This window comes from Pseudomonas sp. FG86, from assembly GCF_057808775.1.
Genome location: NZ_JBMDIS010000051.1, coordinates 1 through 14,656, shown reverse-complemented (window position 1 = coordinate 14,656; position 14,656 = coordinate 1). Strand labels below are relative to the sequence as shown.

Below are 14,656 nucleotides of genomic sequence, written 5' to 3'. Positions count from 1 at the left end.
GGGCGCGGCGCCTGTTTCATGCGGAGCGGGAAGCAGATTTGTCGGGGTTGAAAAAACGCGTCAACACCAGGCGATCCAAGGCCCATACGGTTATCAACGACGCGCCCACCAAGGGAAAAATGATCGCCAACCCGAGCATGATCACCAGGGCGGTTTTCCACTTCGGCAGGTCATGGCGCAGCGGCGGAACGCCCAGGCCACCTTGTGGTCGGCGTTTCCACCAGATCACCACGCCACTGACCGCACTGAGCAGGATCATCAGGCAGATCAGCAGCACGATCAGTTGGTTGACCCAGCCGAACATCTTGCCCTCATGCAGCATCACACCGGTCTCGGTGGCGCGTGCGACGATGCCGTAGTGTTCCCAGCGCACGTCGGCCAGCACCTTGCCGGTGTATTGATCCACATGCAGGGTGGCGTCGTTGCGCGGGTCGTCGGCGAATACCGCGATGGTGAACACACCGTCGGCCGTGGTGGGGAACGTGATGCTGTAGCCGGGTTCGACCTGGCGTGCGTTGGCCAGCTCGACCACCTGTTGCAGGCTGACCGTGGGCGCGGCGGGAGCGGCGTGCATGGCACCGTGCTGCATGTGCTCGGCATGGTCGCCGGACATCGGCATCGGCGTGTTTTCCATGGCCCAGGGCACGGTCTGCTGAGTCGCCGTGTTGAGCACCCGCGCCTGCTGGTCTGACTGCGGCACGTTGTTCCACATCGCCGCCGGGAAGGTGTTCCACAGGTCAGCGTATTGCTTGCCCCAGAAGCCCGTCCAGGTCATGCCGCTGAGCAGCATCACCAGCAAGAAGGCCGCGCCCCAGAAACCGGCGACCGCGTGCAGATCGCGCCAGAACACACGGCCACGACTGCTGAACCGTGGCCACAGCACCCCGGCCGAGGACTTGCCGCGCGGCCACCACAGGTACAGGCCGGACACCACCAGCATCACGCCCCAACCGGCGGCAAGCTCCACCAGGCGATCGCCGACGGTGCCGATCATCAGCTCGCCATGCAGGGCGCGGGCGATGGCCTGCAGGTTGTACTTGGCATCTTGCTCACCCAGTACCGTACCGCGATAGGGGTCGACAAAGACCGTCACTTCGCGGCCGCCAGCGTGCATGACGAACTGTGCGCTGCTGGTGGCGTCGGCCGGTGGCAAGTACTTGCTGAGCTTGCCGTGGGGAAAGGCCGCCTGGGCCCGTTGCAGTTGCTCATCGGCACTCAACGTGTGCTCGGCGGTTTGCACCTTGAGCAGGTCGCCATACATCAGCGGGTCGAGCTGGGGCTTGAACAGGTAGATGATGCCGGTCAGGGCCAGCAGCACCATGAAAGGGGCGACGAAGAGCCCGGCGTAGAAGTGCCAGCGCCAGGCCAGGTTGTAGAAGGAGACTTTTTGAGTGGTCATTGGGGATGCTCCGCAAAGCTTGAATTGTTGTCGTTGGTCAGGCCGCCATCGGGGGCAAGCCCCCTCCCACATGTGGAATGCATTCCAACTGTGGGAGGGGGCTTGCCCCCGATGCTTTTAGAAGCTCATGTCCACCTTGGTCCAGAGCGTGCGCCCCGGTTCCTTGATGGCTTGCGGGTCGCTGGCCGGGTAGCCGAACCCCGCGTTGCCGGCCAGGTTCAAGTGCTCGGCGTAGGCCTTGCCGAACAGGTTGTCGACGCCGGTGCTGACCTTGAAGTTTTTATTGATGCGGTACGCGCCGTTCAGCGAGAACACACCAAAGCCACCGCTCTTGTCGTAGTCCTTGCCGACCACGTTGCCCGCGTTCTGGTCGATGCGGTTTTGTGCGGCGACCACGCGCCACAGGGCGCCGGCACTCCAGTCGTCCTCGCTGTAGGTCAGGCCCAGGCGTGCGTCCAGGGGCGGCATTTGCGGCAGGGCCTTGCCGTCGCTGCTGTTCTTGCCCCAGGCGTAGGCGAGGGTGGCGTCGGCCTTCCAGTTTGGGGTCAGCTTGTAGGCCGCACCCAGTTCGCCGCCCATGATGCGCGCATCGACATTACGTGCCTGGGACGTGGTACCCATCATCCCGGGCTGGTAGTCGAACAGGATGAAATCGCGCACCTGGCCGATGTAGCCCGAGGCCCAGGCTTCAAGGTCGGCAGTCTTGTATTGCGCACCGAAGTCGAGCTGGGTGGTTTTCTCCGGCTTCACGCCATCGAACGCGTTGACTGATCCGACCGCCCCGGTGTTGGGGGAAAACAGCTCCCAGTAATCCGGGAAGCGCTCCGAGTGGCCCAGGCCCGCATAGAGGGTCGTGGGGGTGTCGGCCAGGTCATGCTCATACCGCACAAAGCCCGAAGGCAGGGTGTCGGCGCGGGTGTCGTTGGCGGTCGGGTTGGGGCGGGCCATCATTCCCGAGCCGGTAGTCTGGCGGAAGTCCTTGGCCGAGGCGCGGTCCAGGCGTGCGCCGGTGACCAGGCGATCGCGGTCGGCGGCGTACCAGGTCAGTTCGCCAAACACGCCGTAGTTGTGGAAGTTGGCGTCCTTGTTGCGTGGCAGGTCCTTGTAGGTATCGATGCCCATGCTGCTGCGCTGGCGGTGTTCGTTGGTCTGCGCGTCCAGGCCGCTGATGAGCTGCACATCGGCCCAGCGCCAGGTGGCCTTGATGCGCGCGCCGAGGGTACGGCGGTCAACGTTGGAGGCCATGGGCCCGGCCATCATCCCGGTGCCCGACGGGACGCGCAGGCTGTAGTTGTCCATCACGTGGTCGGCGTAGTTGTAGTAGACCTGGGCTTCGACCTTATCCAGCACTTCGCCGAGATTGGATTTCTCGAAACGCAGGCCCAGGCTTTCGCGCAGGAACTGCGAGCCATCCATGCCGCGCCCGGCGTAGCGCGCCTCGCCATCGCCACGGCCGGCGGTGAGTTCGAGCAGGGTATCGGCGTCGGGGGTGAAGCCGACCGCGACGTCGCCGTTCCACTTGTCATAGCGCGAGGCGACGGTGTCGTTGTTGCCGTCCTTGTAGTCGTCGGCATGCGCCTGGTTGCCGATCACCCGCACATAGCCCAATGGCCCCCCAGCGGCGGCATCGATGACTTTGTCGAAGCGGCCGTTGGAGCCGGCCAGCACACTGGCATTGAGCCGCGTGCCGAGTTCGCCGAACTGCTCCGGCTCGCGCTCGAAGAGAATCGTGCCCGCCGAGGCGCCGGGTCCCCAGAGCACGGTCTGCGGGCCTTTGATCACGGTGAGCTTGTCGTAGGTTTCCGGGGAAATATACGAGGTAGGCGCATCCATCCGCCCTGGGCAGGCGCCGAGCATCATGCTGCCATTGGTGAGGATGTTCAGGCGCGAACCGAACATGCCGCGCAGCACCGGGTCGCCATTGGTGCCGCCGTTGCGCACCAGGGCAAAGCCGGGGATGGTCTTGAGGTAGTCGCCGCCGTCGCTGGCGGGCACCGGTTGGCGCGGGTCCTTGGGGTTGGTGACCACGGTCAGTGGCGAACTGGGAGCGATCGCGGTGATCACGGTGGGCGTCAGCTCATGCTCGGCGTGCTCGTCGGCATGGACCTGTGGCGCCAAGAGTGCGCCGCACAGAACGGCGAACACGGGGGCGTTTCCCAAACGGGAGTCAGCAGTAAACCTGGACATACACATTCCATCTATCAATCGTAAACAACACGGCCAGCAGCCTGCGGCTGTCTGTCTAAAGTCGGCCGGGGTGAAGTAACGGTGTTAAGGGTTTACGAGGCGATGGGGGGCGCGCGGCTGCGAGCGCCGGGGAAAATGCTCTGCCGGGCATGGCCCAGGCGCGGGGAGGGGGTGAGGGCATTGGCCGGCGGTGGGGCGCCGAGGGCCATGAATGACACGCTGCCAGGCAGGGCCGGGCAACTGAAGAGCAGGCTGCAATAGCCGCACTTTTCCCAGAGGACGTGATGCTCGTCGGGCGTCTTGGTTGGCTTGGACTCGCCATGGCAGTTGGGCATGTCCATCGACATGGCCATGGACATACCGGCGTGCTGATCCGTCGGCATCGCTTGGGAAATCAGCGGACCGATAAAGATCATCAGCATGGCGAACAGGCTGATCCAACTGCCGCGCATCACGCGGCGATGTGGAGATAACCTGGCGCGAGGGGCGCCCATCGAGTGACGGCCTACTGGGCGTGCATATGCTCGTGGCCCGTCATCGGCGGCGCTTTCTGAACCGAGACTTCCACTTCAACCTTGCCGGCTTTTTCGAAGGTCAGGGTCAGCGGGAACTGTTTGCCGTCGGCCAACAGGCTGCGGTCCTTGAGGCCCAGCAACATCACGTGATAGGCCATGGGCGCGAAGGTCAAGTCACCCTTGGCCGGCACTGCAACGCTGGGCACTTGTTGCATCTTCATCAAATCGCCCTGCATCACATGCTCATGCAGCTCGGCCTTGTCCGCCACCGGCGTCTCGACGCTGAGCAGGCGGTCTGGTTTCTCGCCGGTGTTATGAATCACGAAATACGCCGCGACGGTCGGCGCATTGGGCGGCAATTCCTGGGACCAGGGATCGCTGACCAGCAGGTCGCCGGCCTTGTAGTCGGCGGCATTGGCGGCACTGAACACCGGCAGCAACAACGCAGCCAGAAGCAGGGAAGATTTAAGCATGGCAGTTCTCCAGAACGGTTCTAAACGCAGTTCACTTGCGAAGGCAATCAGACCGTTGGAGAGGCGCGGGGATTAAGGCTCGGCCATTGCTGGCGCGGTGTGGGATTTTGCAACGAGGGCGGCGGCAGGCTCTGCACCGCCTCGAACCGCGTGACGTACAACTGCGGCACATGCCCCGGCAACGCCACCAGCGACGGGGAGCCCGAGCAACACCAGCAATGCTGCATGGCGGAATGCTCGTCCTGCTGCGGCGCCGGAATTTCCAGCTTGCCCAGGGCAATCGTCTTCAGGCTGGCGCCATTGGACGAACAGAAACCGCCCCACAGCAATTGCTGCACGGGGTCCTTGGATTGCTGCATTGCACTGGCCATCGGCATGGCAAACGCATTGAACAGCACTGCAAGGCAGGCGATCCAGGCAATTGCAAAGCGTTGACGGGCCATGGCGGACAATCCGTAGGGTTAAACGATCAGGTGGGTATTTAGCCTGATCGAGGGGGATAAGTAAAAAGGGGCGGTGTGGTTTGGTGTCGCAGTACTATCAGATCGCTGTAGCGTGAAGCTTGAGGCCCAAAGCCTTCATGACTTTCATGATAGTCGCGAACTCGGGATTGCCATTGCTGGAGAGGGCTTTGTATAGACTTTCTCTTCCGAGGCCGGCATCGCGGGCTACTTGGGTCATGCCTTGGGCGCGGGCGATGTTGTTTAGCGCTGAACGGATCAGCAGACCGTCACCCGTATCTTCTTCGAAGCACGCTTCAAGATATTGGGCCATATCCTCGGGGTTTTTTAGGTGCTCCGCCACGTCGAAGTCAGTGAATTCATTCATGAGTTACTCCTTTTTTTCAAAGTCTTCTGCAATTTGTTTAGCGCGCTGAATGTCACGTTTCTGCGTTGATTTGTCGCCTCCGATCAACAGCAGGTAAACCACCTCGCCTCTGCGAGTGAAATAAACCCTGTAGCCAGGGCCATAGTGGATGCGCATTTCAAAAACGCCATTTCCGAGTGCTTCGCAGTCTCCAAAGTTGCCCCATTGCGCGTGATCCAACCTTGCCAGTACGCGTGCTCGCGCGGGTTTACTGCGTAACGAATCAAGCCATTCTAGAAAGTGTTTTGACTTCTTAAACTGAATCATCTTGGATCGTATTCCTTGGGATACAAAGTGGCAAGATGCGACGCGCTGCAAAAGCAGTGCATCCCCCTCGCGGGCGCTGACGTAAAACCGCGAGGGAGGAGGTTAGGGCGGGGGCTTTTGGCTGAGCCAGCCAGCTGGTTCGGAAGTGTTTGTAGGGAGAACCGACTTTTTGGAGGGAGGCCAAATAGCTAGTCGTTTGGCTGGTTATTCGTACAAGCAGAAATTTCCGACAGGGATTTGAGGTTGTCCCTAGGACACTCGGTCTCTAGTCTCCGTACACCGCTGTAAACGCAGCGGACGGGCGTCGCGGCCCGGGTTTTCTAAGAGCAAAAGCGCTATCGCCTGCTTTCAGTTGATGCTTTTTTATCGTCTACTGTGCGGCTAAATGGTGGCTGTGCGCGGGATACCTTCGGGTATGCCGGGATGCCTTAGACCGGTCCGCGAACCTGCGTACAGCTGCCACCCTATCGCGTCGCGGCGAATCAGTGGCAGCTCCACCTTTCTAAGGAGCTTCACAATGATCAAACCCACCCCAAATCCCCCCGTTCGGCTCTTCACCGTGGCCGATGGCATCAGCACCGAAGACCTGCTGGTCAACCTCAGCGAAACACTTGCCTCGGCCAATGCGCTGAGCTGCGATCTGGCGTTTGACCTGGAAGGTCCGAAACGCGAGGAATTGCTGGGCGTTGCTCAGTTGATCGAACTGGCGCAGTTGTTGGCTGATCGGGTACACAGCGGCGTTGGGCAGGTGTCCGCCGCGAGCAGCTAACAACTCAGTTCAAATGTGGGAGGGAGCAAGCCCCCTCCCAGATTTGAACTGAGTTGTTCAGGGAGATTGGATTGCCTGTAAGACCGCCGCCACTGTGGCGAACTCCCGATCCACCACAGCCAACACCGGCCGCTTCAACACCAACACCGGCACCCCCCGTTCCCGCGCCACTTCCAGCTTCGGTTCGGTGGCGGTACTGCCACTGTTCTTGCTGATCAGCACATCAATCCCACGCCGTTCAAACAACGCGCGTTCATCTTCGATCAGGAACGGACCGCGTGCGCCAATCACTTCACAGCGCTCATTGCCGGGATACACATCCAGCGCGCGCAACGTCCAGAACTGCTCCGGCGGGATCTCATCAAGGTGCTGCAACGGCTCGCGTCCCAACGTGAACAGCGGGCGCTTGAACGGTTTCAACGCGTCAATCAACTCGGCCCAATCGCTGACTTCCCGCCAATCATCCCCCGCCTGCGGCTGCCACGCCGGACGCCGCAACGCCCAACACGGCACACCGCAAACCCTTGCAGCTTCGGCAGCATTGCGGCTGATCTGCGCCGCGTACGGGTGGGTGGCGTCGAGGATCAGGCTGATGTGTTCGTCGCGCACAAACTGCGCCAGCCCTTCGGCGCCGCCATAACCGCCGACACGCACTTGGCAGGCGAGATCGGTCGGCACACGGCCCACACCGGCCAGGCTGTAGATATGCTCCGGCCCCAACGTACGAGCGATAGCCAGCGCTTCGGTCACACCGCCCAGCAGCAGGATGCGTTTCATCGCGGCTTGACCACTTCCAGCAGGGTGATCGGAAGCGCCTGCCGCCACGTATCGAATTCACCCAGCGGCTGGGCCTGAGCGACGTGGATGCGCGTCAGTTCACCGCCATGTTGAGCGCGCCAGTTCATCAAGGTCATCTCACTTTGCAGGGTCACGGCGTTGGCGACGAGCCGGCCGCCGGGGCGCAGGTGTTGCCAGCAGGTGTCGAGCACGCCCTCGCGGGTGACACCGCCGCCGATGAAGATGGCGTCGGGTGCTGTAAGGCCGTGCAAGGCTTCCGGGGCTTTGCCACGAATCAACTGCAAACCGGGCACGCCGAGGGCGTCGCGGTTGTGTTCAATAAGGCCCTGGCGGCCTTCGTCCGCTTCAATCGCCAGTGCGCGGCAGTTGGGGTGCGCACGCATCCATTCGATGCCGATGGAGCCGCTGCCCGCACCCACGTCCCACAGCAGCTCGCCGGGCATCGGGGCGAGGCGGGCGAGGGTCATGGCGCGGACGTCGCGCTTGGTCAGTTGGCCGTCGTGCCGGAAGGCGGAATCGGGCAAGCCAGCGAGGCGCGATAGACGGGGTGTGTCGCTGGAGGCCAGGCAGTCGATGGCGACCAGGTTCAAGTCGGCGACCGAGGCGTGTTGCCAATCCTCGGCCAAGCCGTCGATGCGCCGCTCATCCGCGCCGTCCAGGTGTTCAAACACTGTCAATCGGCTGGGCCCAAACCCGGATTCGGCCAACAACGAAGCAATCAACGCGGGACTGCCGCCGTCATTACTCAGCACCAATAACCGCACACCCGTGGCCAGATGCGCGTTGAGCGCCGCCACCGGCCGGGCCACCACGGACAGCGTCACCACCTCCTGCAACGGCCAGCCCAACCGCGCCGCCGCCAACGACACCGACGACGGCGCCGGCAAGATCAGCAGTTCTTCAGCCGCCACCTGGCGCGCCAAACTGGCGCCCACGCCATAGAACATCGGGTCGCCGCTGGCCAGCACGCACACAGGCTCGCCGCGCCGCGCCAGTACCGGTTCCAGGGAAAACGGGCTCGGCCACACCTGGCGCTCACCACGAATACACACCGGCAACAGGTCCAACTGGCGCTGACCACCTATAATCCGCGAGGCGCGCAACAGGGCATGCCGGGCATTCCTGCCCAGCCCCTTGAAGCCGTCTTCACCGATGCCTACAACCGTCAGCCAGGGCGACATATCAATTCCTTGAACGACATCCGACGGGCAGGCTTTTCATGCCGCCGGACAAAGCAGGCATAATACCGCGCCTTTACCCGTGAACCGGTAGCCCTGTGAACCCAACGCCCGCTCTGAACACCTTGCGCCCCTCGGCTTGTCCGGGGTTGCTGCGTATCGTCCAGGCGCTGGATGGCGGCATTTGCCGGATCAAATTGGCCGGTGGCTCGATCAGCGCCGCCCAGGCCCATGCCGTGGCGGATGCGGCCCAGGCGTACGCGGGGGGCGTGATCGAGGCGACCAACCGCGCGAACCTGCAGATTCGCGGGATTGGCGTCGAGCAAGACGCCTTGATCGCCAGGCTGCTGGCCGCCGACCTGGGCCCGAGCAACGCCGCCGGGGATGACGTACGCAACCTGATGCTCAGCCCCAGTGCCGGTATTGATCCACAGATGCTGTTCGACACCCGCTCGCTGGCCGAGCAGATCCTCGCCACCCTGCAAAATCATCCGCGTTTCCATGAGTTGTCGGCCAAGTTCGCCGTGCAACTGGACGGCGGCGAGGCCCTGGCGATGCTCGAGCATCATCACGATCTGTGGCTGTCGGCGTTCGTACGCAATGGCCAGACGCTCCTCGCGTTCGGCCTGGCAGGTTGTCCGGGGCTGGATGCGCCGTTGGCTGCCGTGCCGTTGGAGCAGGGTCATGCATTGGTGGTGGCGGTGTTGGAGGCGTTTCTTGACCTCGCCACCCCAGAGCAAACGCGCATGCGCCATCTGGCTGTGGATAAGTTGCTGAGCCGCCTCAGCCTGCCGCTGCTGCCAGCCGACGGCTTCCAGCGCCCCCCCAGCGGTGCTTTGCTGCACCTCGGGAGTTATCCACAGTCTCAAAAAAATCAATTCTACGTCGCTGCCATCGTACCCTTGGGGCGCCTGGATTCGACGATGCTCAGGGGCGTCGCGCAACTCGCCAACGAACATGGCGACGGCACATTGCGCTTCACCCCTTGGCAAGGTGTGCTGCTGCCCAACGTCGAAAAACCTCACGCCGTGACCCAACGCCTGGGGCAGCTGGGCTTCCTCTGCACGCCCGACCAACCCCTGGCGCGCATGACCGCCTGCACCGGTTCCAGTGGCTGCGTAAAGGCGCTGGCCGATACCAAGGTCGACGCCATGCGACTGGCCTCATTACAGACCGAGCACGAGGTTCACCTGTCCGGCTGCCCACGCTCCTGCGCTGCGGCACATACCGCGCCGGTCACCCTGCTGGCGGTGAGTCCCGGCCACTACGACCTCTATTTTCGCGATGCCGCCCACCCAGGCTTCGGCCGGCTGCACGCGCGCACTCTTTCCATTGAAGCGGCGGGCGCCCTGCTGCGCGCTCGCCCACGGAGCAACACCGATGATTGATTACATCCGCGACGGTCAGGAGATCTATCGCAACTCCTTCGCCATTATTCGCGCGGAAGCCAAGTTGGAGCGTATCCCGGCTGATTTGGAGAAACTCGCGGTGCGGGTGATTCATGCCTGCGGCATGGTCGAGGCCATCGACGGCCTGCAGTTTTCCGAAGGCGCAGGCAAGGCCGGGCGTGATGCGCTGGCTGCTGGCGCGCCGATTCTGTGTGATGCGCGGATGGTCTCCGAAGGCGTGACCCGCGCGCGCCTGCCGGCCAACAACGAAGTGATCTGCACCCTGCGCGACGACAGCGTGCCGGCGTTGGCGCGGGAGCTGGGCAACACCCGTTCCGCCGCCGCACTGGAGCTGTGGCGCCCGCACCTGGCAGGCAGCGTGGTGGTGATCGGCAACGCGCCGACGGCTTTGTTCTACCTGCTGGAGATGCTCGACGCCGGTGCGCCGAAGCCGGCGCTGATCCTGGGGTTCCCGGTCGGTTTTGTCGGCGCCGCCGAGTCCAAGGCCATGCTGGCCGCCGATAGCCGTGGCGTGCCCTTCGTGATCATGCAAGGCCGCCTGGGCGGCAGTGCCATGGCCGCCGCCGCAGTCAATGCCCTCGCCACGGAGGTCGAATAATGCCGGCACGCGGACGTTTGATCGGCCTGGGCGTCGGTCCCGGTGACCCGGAGCTGATCACCCTCAAGGCCCTGCGCCTGCTGCGCGAGTCGCCCGTGGTGGCGTACTTCGTGGCCAAGGGTAAGAAGGGTAACGCCTTCGGCATCATCGAAGACCATCTGGTGCCGCAACAGACCCTGATGCCGTTGGTGTACCCCGTGACCACCGAAGCGCTGCCGGCGCCGCTGTCCTATGAGCAAGTGATCAGCGACTTCTACGACGGCGCCAGCCTCGACATCGCCGCGCATCTGGACGCCGGCCGCGACGTGGCGGTGATCTGCGAAGGCGACCCGTTCTTCTACGGCTCCTACATGTACTTGCACGACCGCCTCGCCGAGCGCTACGAAGCCCAGGTCATCCCGGGCGTGTGCTCGATGCTCGGTGGTGCCTCGGTACTTGGCGCGCCATTGGTGTATCGCAACCAGAGCCTGTCAGTGCTCTCGGGTGTGTTGCCCCATGACGACCTCAAGCGCCGCCTGGCGGATGCCGATGCGGCGGTGATCATGAAACTGGGGCGCAATTTCCCCAAGGTGCGCCAGGTGCTGGAAGAACTCGGCCTGGCCGAGCGTGCGCTGTATGTGGAGCGCGCCACCATGGCCAACCAGAAGATCGTGCCGCTGGATCAGGTGGAGCCGATGTCGTCACCGTATTTCTCATTGATCATCGTGCCCGGTGAACGGTGGCAAGGTTGATGAAGCCGGCGATTGTCATCCTGGGCCAGGGCAGCCTGGCCACTGCGCGCAAGATTCAACAGGTTTACCCTGGCGCGCTGATCCATGGCCTGGCCGGGCGGGTCGACGGCGCGGACCAAGCCTACAGTGAGTTCGGTGCGACCCTGCGCCAGCTGTACCAGCAAGGCACGCCGCTGATTGCGTTGTGCGCGGCCGGTATCGTGATCCGCACCCTGGCGCCGCTGCTGCTGGAAAAAGGCGAAGAACCCGCCGTGTTGGCCGTGGCTGAAGACGGCAGTGCCGTTGTGCCGCTGCTGGGCGGCCTGGGAGGCGTAAACGTCATGGCGCGGGATATCGCCGCGGCCCTGGGCGCGCACGCTGCGATCACCACCAGCGGCGAGTTGCGTTTCGGCACCTGCCTGCTCAACCCGCCGGCGGGCTATCAACTGGGTGACCTGGAGCTGGGCAAGCGCTTTGTCTCGGACCTGCTGGCCGGCGAAAGCGTGCGCATCGAAGGTGCCGCGCCGTGGCTGGACCAGGCCAACCTGCCGCAGGATCAGCAGGCGCGCCTGGCGATTCATGTGGGCAATACCGAGCGTGCGCCTGCGGCCAATGAATTGCTGATCTATCCGAAGAACGTCTGCGCTACGTGCAAGCCCGGTGCGCAGTTGGCGGCGCGTGTGCGCACGGCGTTGCATGACGCGGGGATCGCCGTGCAATCCCTGGCCTGCCTGTTGGCCAGTGAGACGCAGATGGCGCAAGCATCGTTGCAGGATGCCGCGCTGGAGTTGGGTGTGCCGCTGCGCTTCGCCAAGGTGGAGCAAGACGCAGAGATCACGCTCACTGTCGCCGAGCAGCCCCTGGATGTGTCGCAAATTGGCCGCGCGCGTGGGCGCCTCGCCGTGATCGGCCTGGGCCCTGGCGCGGCCGAACTGATGGTTCCGGCGGTGAAGGCCGAGCTGGCGCGTTGCACCGATGTGCTGGGCTATGAAACCTATGTGCGCATGGCCGGGCCTTTCCGTGACGACCAGGTGCAGCACTGCACTGATAACCGTGAAGAAATGCAGCGTGCACGCCACGCGTTCGAGCTGGCAGCCCAAGGCCGTTCGGTGGTGGTGGTGTCGTCCGGCGACCCTGGTGTATTCGCCATGGCTGCGGCGGTGATCGAGGCGTTGCACGAGTCCAGTGACCCGGCGTGGCATCAGGTCGACCTGGAAATCCTGCCGGGGGTGTCCGCCAGCCTGGCCACGGCTGCCCAGGCAGGCGCACCGTTGGGACATGATTTCTGTGTGATGTCGCTGTCGGATAACCTCAAGCCTTGGGCGATTATCGAAAAGCGCCTGGACCTCGCTTCCCAGGCCGACCTGGCCCTGGCGTTCTACAACCCGATCTCGCGGGCGCGGCCATGGCAATTGGGGCGTGCCCTGGAAATCGTCGCGCAGCACCGCACGGCCGACACGCCGGTGGTACTGGGCCGCGATATCGGGCGCCCCGGCCAGACCCTGCGGGTCACCACGCTGGGGCAACTCACGCCCGACCAGGTGGACATGCGCACCATGGTGCTGGTCGGCTCATCCACCACCTGCACGTTCCCACGTGCCGGTGGCGGTGAGTGGGTGTACACGCCGCGCTGGTACGGGGCCAAGCCCGTCGCCTGAAAACGGCCCCGCAGTGGCCCGAAAGCTCCGAGTGACGATGGGTGAACACCTGCCGTTATGCGGGGCTTTTTCTTTTTTTGTCGATGAAAGCCGGAAGGCCGGGGGATACGCCCAACGATCGCTGGGAGGCGTTTTTCGCGGTGTGTTCGCAAGCGATGTTTGTCGTCTGGAAAACCCGCCAGCCCCTGGACTAGTGTGGTCACACGCCCTATGTGGGGTGCTTGTGGAGAACTGGAAAATGGAGCGACATCACAGAAGGATCAATCACACCAAACGGCGCAAGTTGATCGCCGCGTACAAACTGCCTGGGGCGCCTGGGGCGCAGCCGGTCAAGATCGACGTCGAGGATGACTGCAATGCGGCGGTGGTGAACAACGGCGTGATTTCATTTGCCGATGGCCTGAGCGGCCTGAACCGCGAGTACATTCGCAAAAGCTATCTGCTGGCCAGCAGCTACGTGAGCGATGTGTTGAAGGTCCACCGGGGTACCGAGCAGTGGTACGACGAATTCATCAAGGTCATGGTCAGCCTGGGCTGGCTGCCGGTGCGCAGTCGCTTCGAGCGGGTCTCAAGCTCTGGCAAGGGCCTGACGGTGCAACTGGCGGCGTTGAATATCATTGCTGCCATGCTGGCGTCGACATCCCTGAGCGGACCCTGGCTGGAGGCGCTGCCGAAGTTGGCGGCCGATGCGTTGGAAGCCTTGAAGCAACAGCCGGCTTCTTTCGAGCTGTTCAAGCGCAACAGCACCGTACGCCAGGGCGGTGATTTTGGCCTGGCATCCTGCGCCGAGCGCGACGGCGAAGTGATGATGGTACTGGTGACCTACAGCAGCCAGGGCGTGAGCAAGCAGGTGGGCTTGCCGTTTCTGGAGTGGGACAGCTCGTCGTTCGAGGCTTTCAGCGGGCAAACCTGCCTGGTGCTGAATACCTCGGTGGTCAACGAAAAAACCATCCAATTGATGCGTGAGAGTGCGGGCGACAAGGTCCAGCTGGCAATCGCCAAGTACCGGATCTAGGGCACCAGGTAACCGCGCACGCCGGTAAAGATGATTTGCGCAGCGAGGGCGCACACGAACAACCCCATCAACCGGCTGACAATCTGTAAGCCCTGGTCGCCGAGAATGCGTTCGATACGGTTGGACAGGTACAGCACCACGCCCACTGTGAGGCTGGCCAGGGCGATGCTGAGGATGGCGGAGATCTTGTCATCCCAATGGGGCTGACTGACGCCCATCACCAGCAGCGCACCGATAGTGCCGGGGCCGACCGTGAGCGGGATCGTCAGCGGCACAATGGTGACGTCCTGTTGCACGTTGTCGGTCTGTACCGCCGACTTGCCCTGGGCCATCCCCAGGGCGGAGATAAACAGCACACTGCCGGCGCCGATGCGGAACGCATCCACGGTGATGCCGAACACACTGAAAATCACCCGGCCGAACAGGTAGAGCAGCACGCTTGAGATCAGGGTCGCCAGCGCCACTTTCCAGGCCAGGCGCCGCCGCTCCTTGCTGGAGTAGCCACGGGTCAGGCTGATAAAGCAGGACAGTACGAAGAACGGGCTGTAGAGCACCAGCATCTTCAGGTAAACGCTGAATAGCACGTGGAGCATGGGAGCGGCTCGTGGGCGGGGAAAGTGTGGAGAGTCTATCAGGCGCCAGAGATCAAATGTGGGAGGGCGCGTGCCCCGATGACCATGGGTATCTGCCCCACTTTTCAGCCCCAGACAAATCCCCCCTGTGGCGAGCGGGCTTGCCCCGCGTTGGGCTGCGAAGCGGCCCCAGAACCAGCCGCTGAGGAGTGCCTGATACTCCGCATTCCGATTGATTGGG

General features: G+C 63.3%; 16 protein-coding genes. 6 read left to right on the top strand and 10 right to left on the bottom strand.

What is annotated here, in order from left to right; translation table 11 throughout:
- Positions 1–16 precede the first annotated feature (16 nt).
- The 7 genes from ACODSV_RS25155 to ACODSV_RS25125 form a co-directional block, all read right to left on the bottom strand.
- Entirely contained in the window at positions 17–1,399 is a 1,383-nt protein-coding gene (locus ACODSV_RS25155) for a PepSY-associated TM helix domain-containing protein (RefSeq protein WP_150054714.1), read from the bottom strand.
- A gap of 117 nt (positions 1,400–1,516) precedes the next feature.
- Complete coding sequence (locus tag ACODSV_RS25150) at positions 1,517–3,586, bottom strand: TonB-dependent copper receptor (protein WP_150056063.1); 2,070 nt, start codon at positions 3,584–3,586, stop codon at positions 1,517–1,519.
- 92 nt (positions 3,587–3,678) lie between these two features.
- Positions 3,679–4,080 carry a DUF2946 domain-containing protein gene (locus tag ACODSV_RS25145; protein ID WP_102642576.1) on the bottom strand — a complete coding sequence of 134 codons (402 nt, stop codon included), beginning with the start codon at positions 4,078–4,080 and terminating at the stop codon, positions 3,679–3,681.
- Positions 4,081–4,091: 11 nt separating this feature from the next.
- Entirely contained in the window at positions 4,092–4,574 is a 483-nt protein-coding gene (locus ACODSV_RS25140) for a copper chaperone PCu(A)C (RefSeq protein WP_150056062.1), read from the bottom strand.
- A 47-nt stretch (positions 4,575–4,621) separates the two neighbouring features.
- Positions 4,622–5,017: a DUF2946 domain-containing protein gene (locus ACODSV_RS25135; protein ID WP_150056061.1), complete on the bottom strand. Its 396-nt coding sequence runs from the start codon at positions 5,015–5,017 to the stop codon at positions 4,622–4,624.
- A gap of 97 nt (positions 5,018–5,114) precedes the next feature.
- Positions 5,115–5,402, bottom strand: coding sequence for an addiction module antidote protein (locus ACODSV_RS25130; RefSeq protein ID WP_150056060.1), 288 nt, complete (start codon positions 5,400–5,402; stop codon positions 5,115–5,117).
- Positions 5,403–5,405: 3 nt separating this feature from the next.
- Positions 5,406–5,708: a type II toxin-antitoxin system RelE/ParE family toxin gene (locus ACODSV_RS25125; RefSeq protein WP_024073151.1), complete on the bottom strand. Its 303-nt coding sequence runs from the start codon at positions 5,706–5,708 to the stop codon at positions 5,406–5,408.
- 517 nt (positions 5,709–6,225) lie between these two features.
- Between ACODSV_RS25125 and ACODSV_RS25120 the strand changes: the two genes are divergently transcribed.
- Complete coding sequence (locus tag ACODSV_RS25120; protein ID WP_150056059.1) at positions 6,226–6,477, top strand: DUF6124 family protein; 252 nt, start codon at positions 6,226–6,228, stop codon at positions 6,475–6,477.
- Positions 6,478–6,534: 57 nt separating this feature from the next.
- Here ACODSV_RS25120 and ACODSV_RS25115 read toward each other — a convergent pair whose 3' ends face one another.
- Together ACODSV_RS25115 and cbiE are read right to left on the bottom strand one after the other, a co-directional pair.
- Positions 6,535–7,254: a cobalt-precorrin-6A reductase gene (locus ACODSV_RS25115; protein ID WP_150054748.1), complete on the bottom strand. Its 720-nt coding sequence runs from the start codon at positions 7,252–7,254 to the stop codon at positions 6,535–6,537.
- Positions 7,251–8,456 (bottom strand): precorrin-6y C5,15-methyltransferase (decarboxylating) subunit CbiE, encoded by a 1,206-nt coding sequence (cbiE, locus tag ACODSV_RS25110; RefSeq protein WP_150054747.1) that lies wholly within the window; start codon positions 8,454–8,456, stop codon positions 7,251–7,253. The genes ACODSV_RS25115 and cbiE overlap by 4 nt, the downstream gene beginning before the upstream one ends.
- A 95-nt stretch (positions 8,457–8,551) precedes the next feature.
- Between cbiE and cobG the strand changes: the two genes are divergently transcribed.
- From cobG to ACODSV_RS25085, 5 genes are all read left to right on the top strand, one after another.
- The gene (gene cobG / locus ACODSV_RS25105) at positions 8,552–9,841 is read left to right on the top strand and encodes a precorrin-3B synthase (RefSeq protein ID WP_223817844.1); all 1,290 of its coding nucleotides are present in this window, start codon (positions 8,552–8,554) and stop codon (positions 9,839–9,841) included.
- Positions 9,834–10,460, top strand: a complete 627-nt coding sequence (locus ACODSV_RS25100) for a precorrin-8X methylmutase (RefSeq protein ID WP_069075170.1) — start codon at positions 9,834–9,836, stop codon at positions 10,458–10,460. Before cobG ends, ACODSV_RS25100 begins: the two co-directional genes overlap by 8 nt.
- Positions 10,460–11,191 carry a precorrin-2 C(20)-methyltransferase gene (locus ACODSV_RS25095; protein WP_150054746.1) on the top strand — a complete coding sequence of 244 codons (732 nt, stop codon included), beginning with the start codon at positions 10,460–10,462 and terminating at the stop codon, positions 11,189–11,191. The genes ACODSV_RS25100 and ACODSV_RS25095 overlap by 1 nt, the downstream gene beginning before the upstream one ends.
- Positions 11,191–12,828, top strand: coding sequence for a precorrin-3B C(17)-methyltransferase (gene cobJ, locus ACODSV_RS25090; RefSeq protein ID WP_150054745.1), 1,638 nt, complete (start codon positions 11,191–11,193; stop codon positions 12,826–12,828). Before ACODSV_RS25095 ends, cobJ begins: the two co-directional genes overlap by 1 nt.
- Positions 12,829–13,066: 238 nt before the next feature.
- Entirely contained in the window at positions 13,067–13,843 is a 777-nt protein-coding gene (locus ACODSV_RS25085) for a hypothetical protein (protein WP_150054744.1), read from the top strand.
- Here the strand turns inward: ACODSV_RS25085 and ACODSV_RS25080 are convergent.
- Positions 13,840–14,436: a MarC family protein gene (locus ACODSV_RS25080; RefSeq protein ID WP_024073162.1), complete on the bottom strand. Its 597-nt coding sequence runs from the start codon at positions 14,434–14,436 to the stop codon at positions 13,840–13,842. The genes ACODSV_RS25085 and ACODSV_RS25080 overlap by 4 nt on opposite strands.
- Between the last annotated feature and the right edge of the window lie 220 nt (positions 14,437–14,656).

Coding starts and splice junctions, on each gene's coding strand:
- ACODSV_RS25130 (WP_150056060.1), bottom strand. CDS start 5,402: ATGAATGAATTCACTGACTTCGACGTGGCGGAGCACCTAAAAAACCCC.
- ACODSV_RS25080 (WP_024073162.1), bottom strand. CDS start 14,436: ATGCTCCACGTGCTATTCAGCGTTTACCTGAAGATGCTGGTGCTCTAC.
- ACODSV_RS25095 (WP_150054746.1), top strand. CDS start 10,460: ATGCCGGCACGCGGACGTTTGATCGGCCTGGGCGTCGGTCCCGGTGAC.
- cobJ (WP_150054745.1), top strand. CDS start 11,191: ATGAAGCCGGCGATTGTCATCCTGGGCCAGGGCAGCCTGGCCACTGCG.
- ACODSV_RS25100 (WP_069075170.1), top strand. CDS start 9,834: ATGATTGATTACATCCGCGACGGTCAGGAGATCTATCGCAACTCCTTC.
- cbiE (WP_150054747.1), bottom strand. CDS start 8,456: ATGTCGCCCTGGCTGACGGTTGTAGGCATCGGTGAAGACGGCTTCAAG.
- ACODSV_RS25120 (WP_150056059.1), top strand. CDS start 6,226: ATGATCAAACCCACCCCAAATCCCCCCGTTCGGCTCTTCACCGTGGCC.
- ACODSV_RS25150 (WP_150056063.1), bottom strand. CDS start 3,586: ATGTCCAGGTTTACTGCTGACTCCCGTTTGGGAAACGCCCCCGTGTTC.
- ACODSV_RS25125 (WP_024073151.1), bottom strand. CDS start 5,708: ATGATTCAGTTTAAGAAGTCAAAACACTTTCTAGAATGGCTTGATTCG.
- ACODSV_RS25145 (WP_102642576.1), bottom strand. CDS start 4,080: ATGGGCGCCCCTCGCGCCAGGTTATCTCCACATCGCCGCGTGATGCGC.
- ACODSV_RS25140 (WP_150056062.1), bottom strand. CDS start 4,574: ATGCTTAAATCTTCCCTGCTTCTGGCTGCGTTGTTGCTGCCGGTGTTC.
- ACODSV_RS25085 (WP_150054744.1), top strand. CDS start 13,067: ATGGAGCGACATCACAGAAGGATCAATCACACCAAACGGCGCAAGTTG.
- ACODSV_RS25135 (WP_150056061.1), bottom strand. CDS start 5,017: ATGGCCCGTCAACGCTTTGCAATTGCCTGGATCGCCTGCCTTGCAGTG.
- ACODSV_RS25155 (WP_150054714.1), bottom strand. CDS start 1,399: ATGACCACTCAAAAAGTCTCCTTCTACAACCTGGCCTGGCGCTGGCAC.
- ACODSV_RS25115 (WP_150054748.1), bottom strand. CDS start 7,254: ATGAAACGCATCCTGCTGCTGGGCGGTGTGACCGAAGCGCTGGCTATC.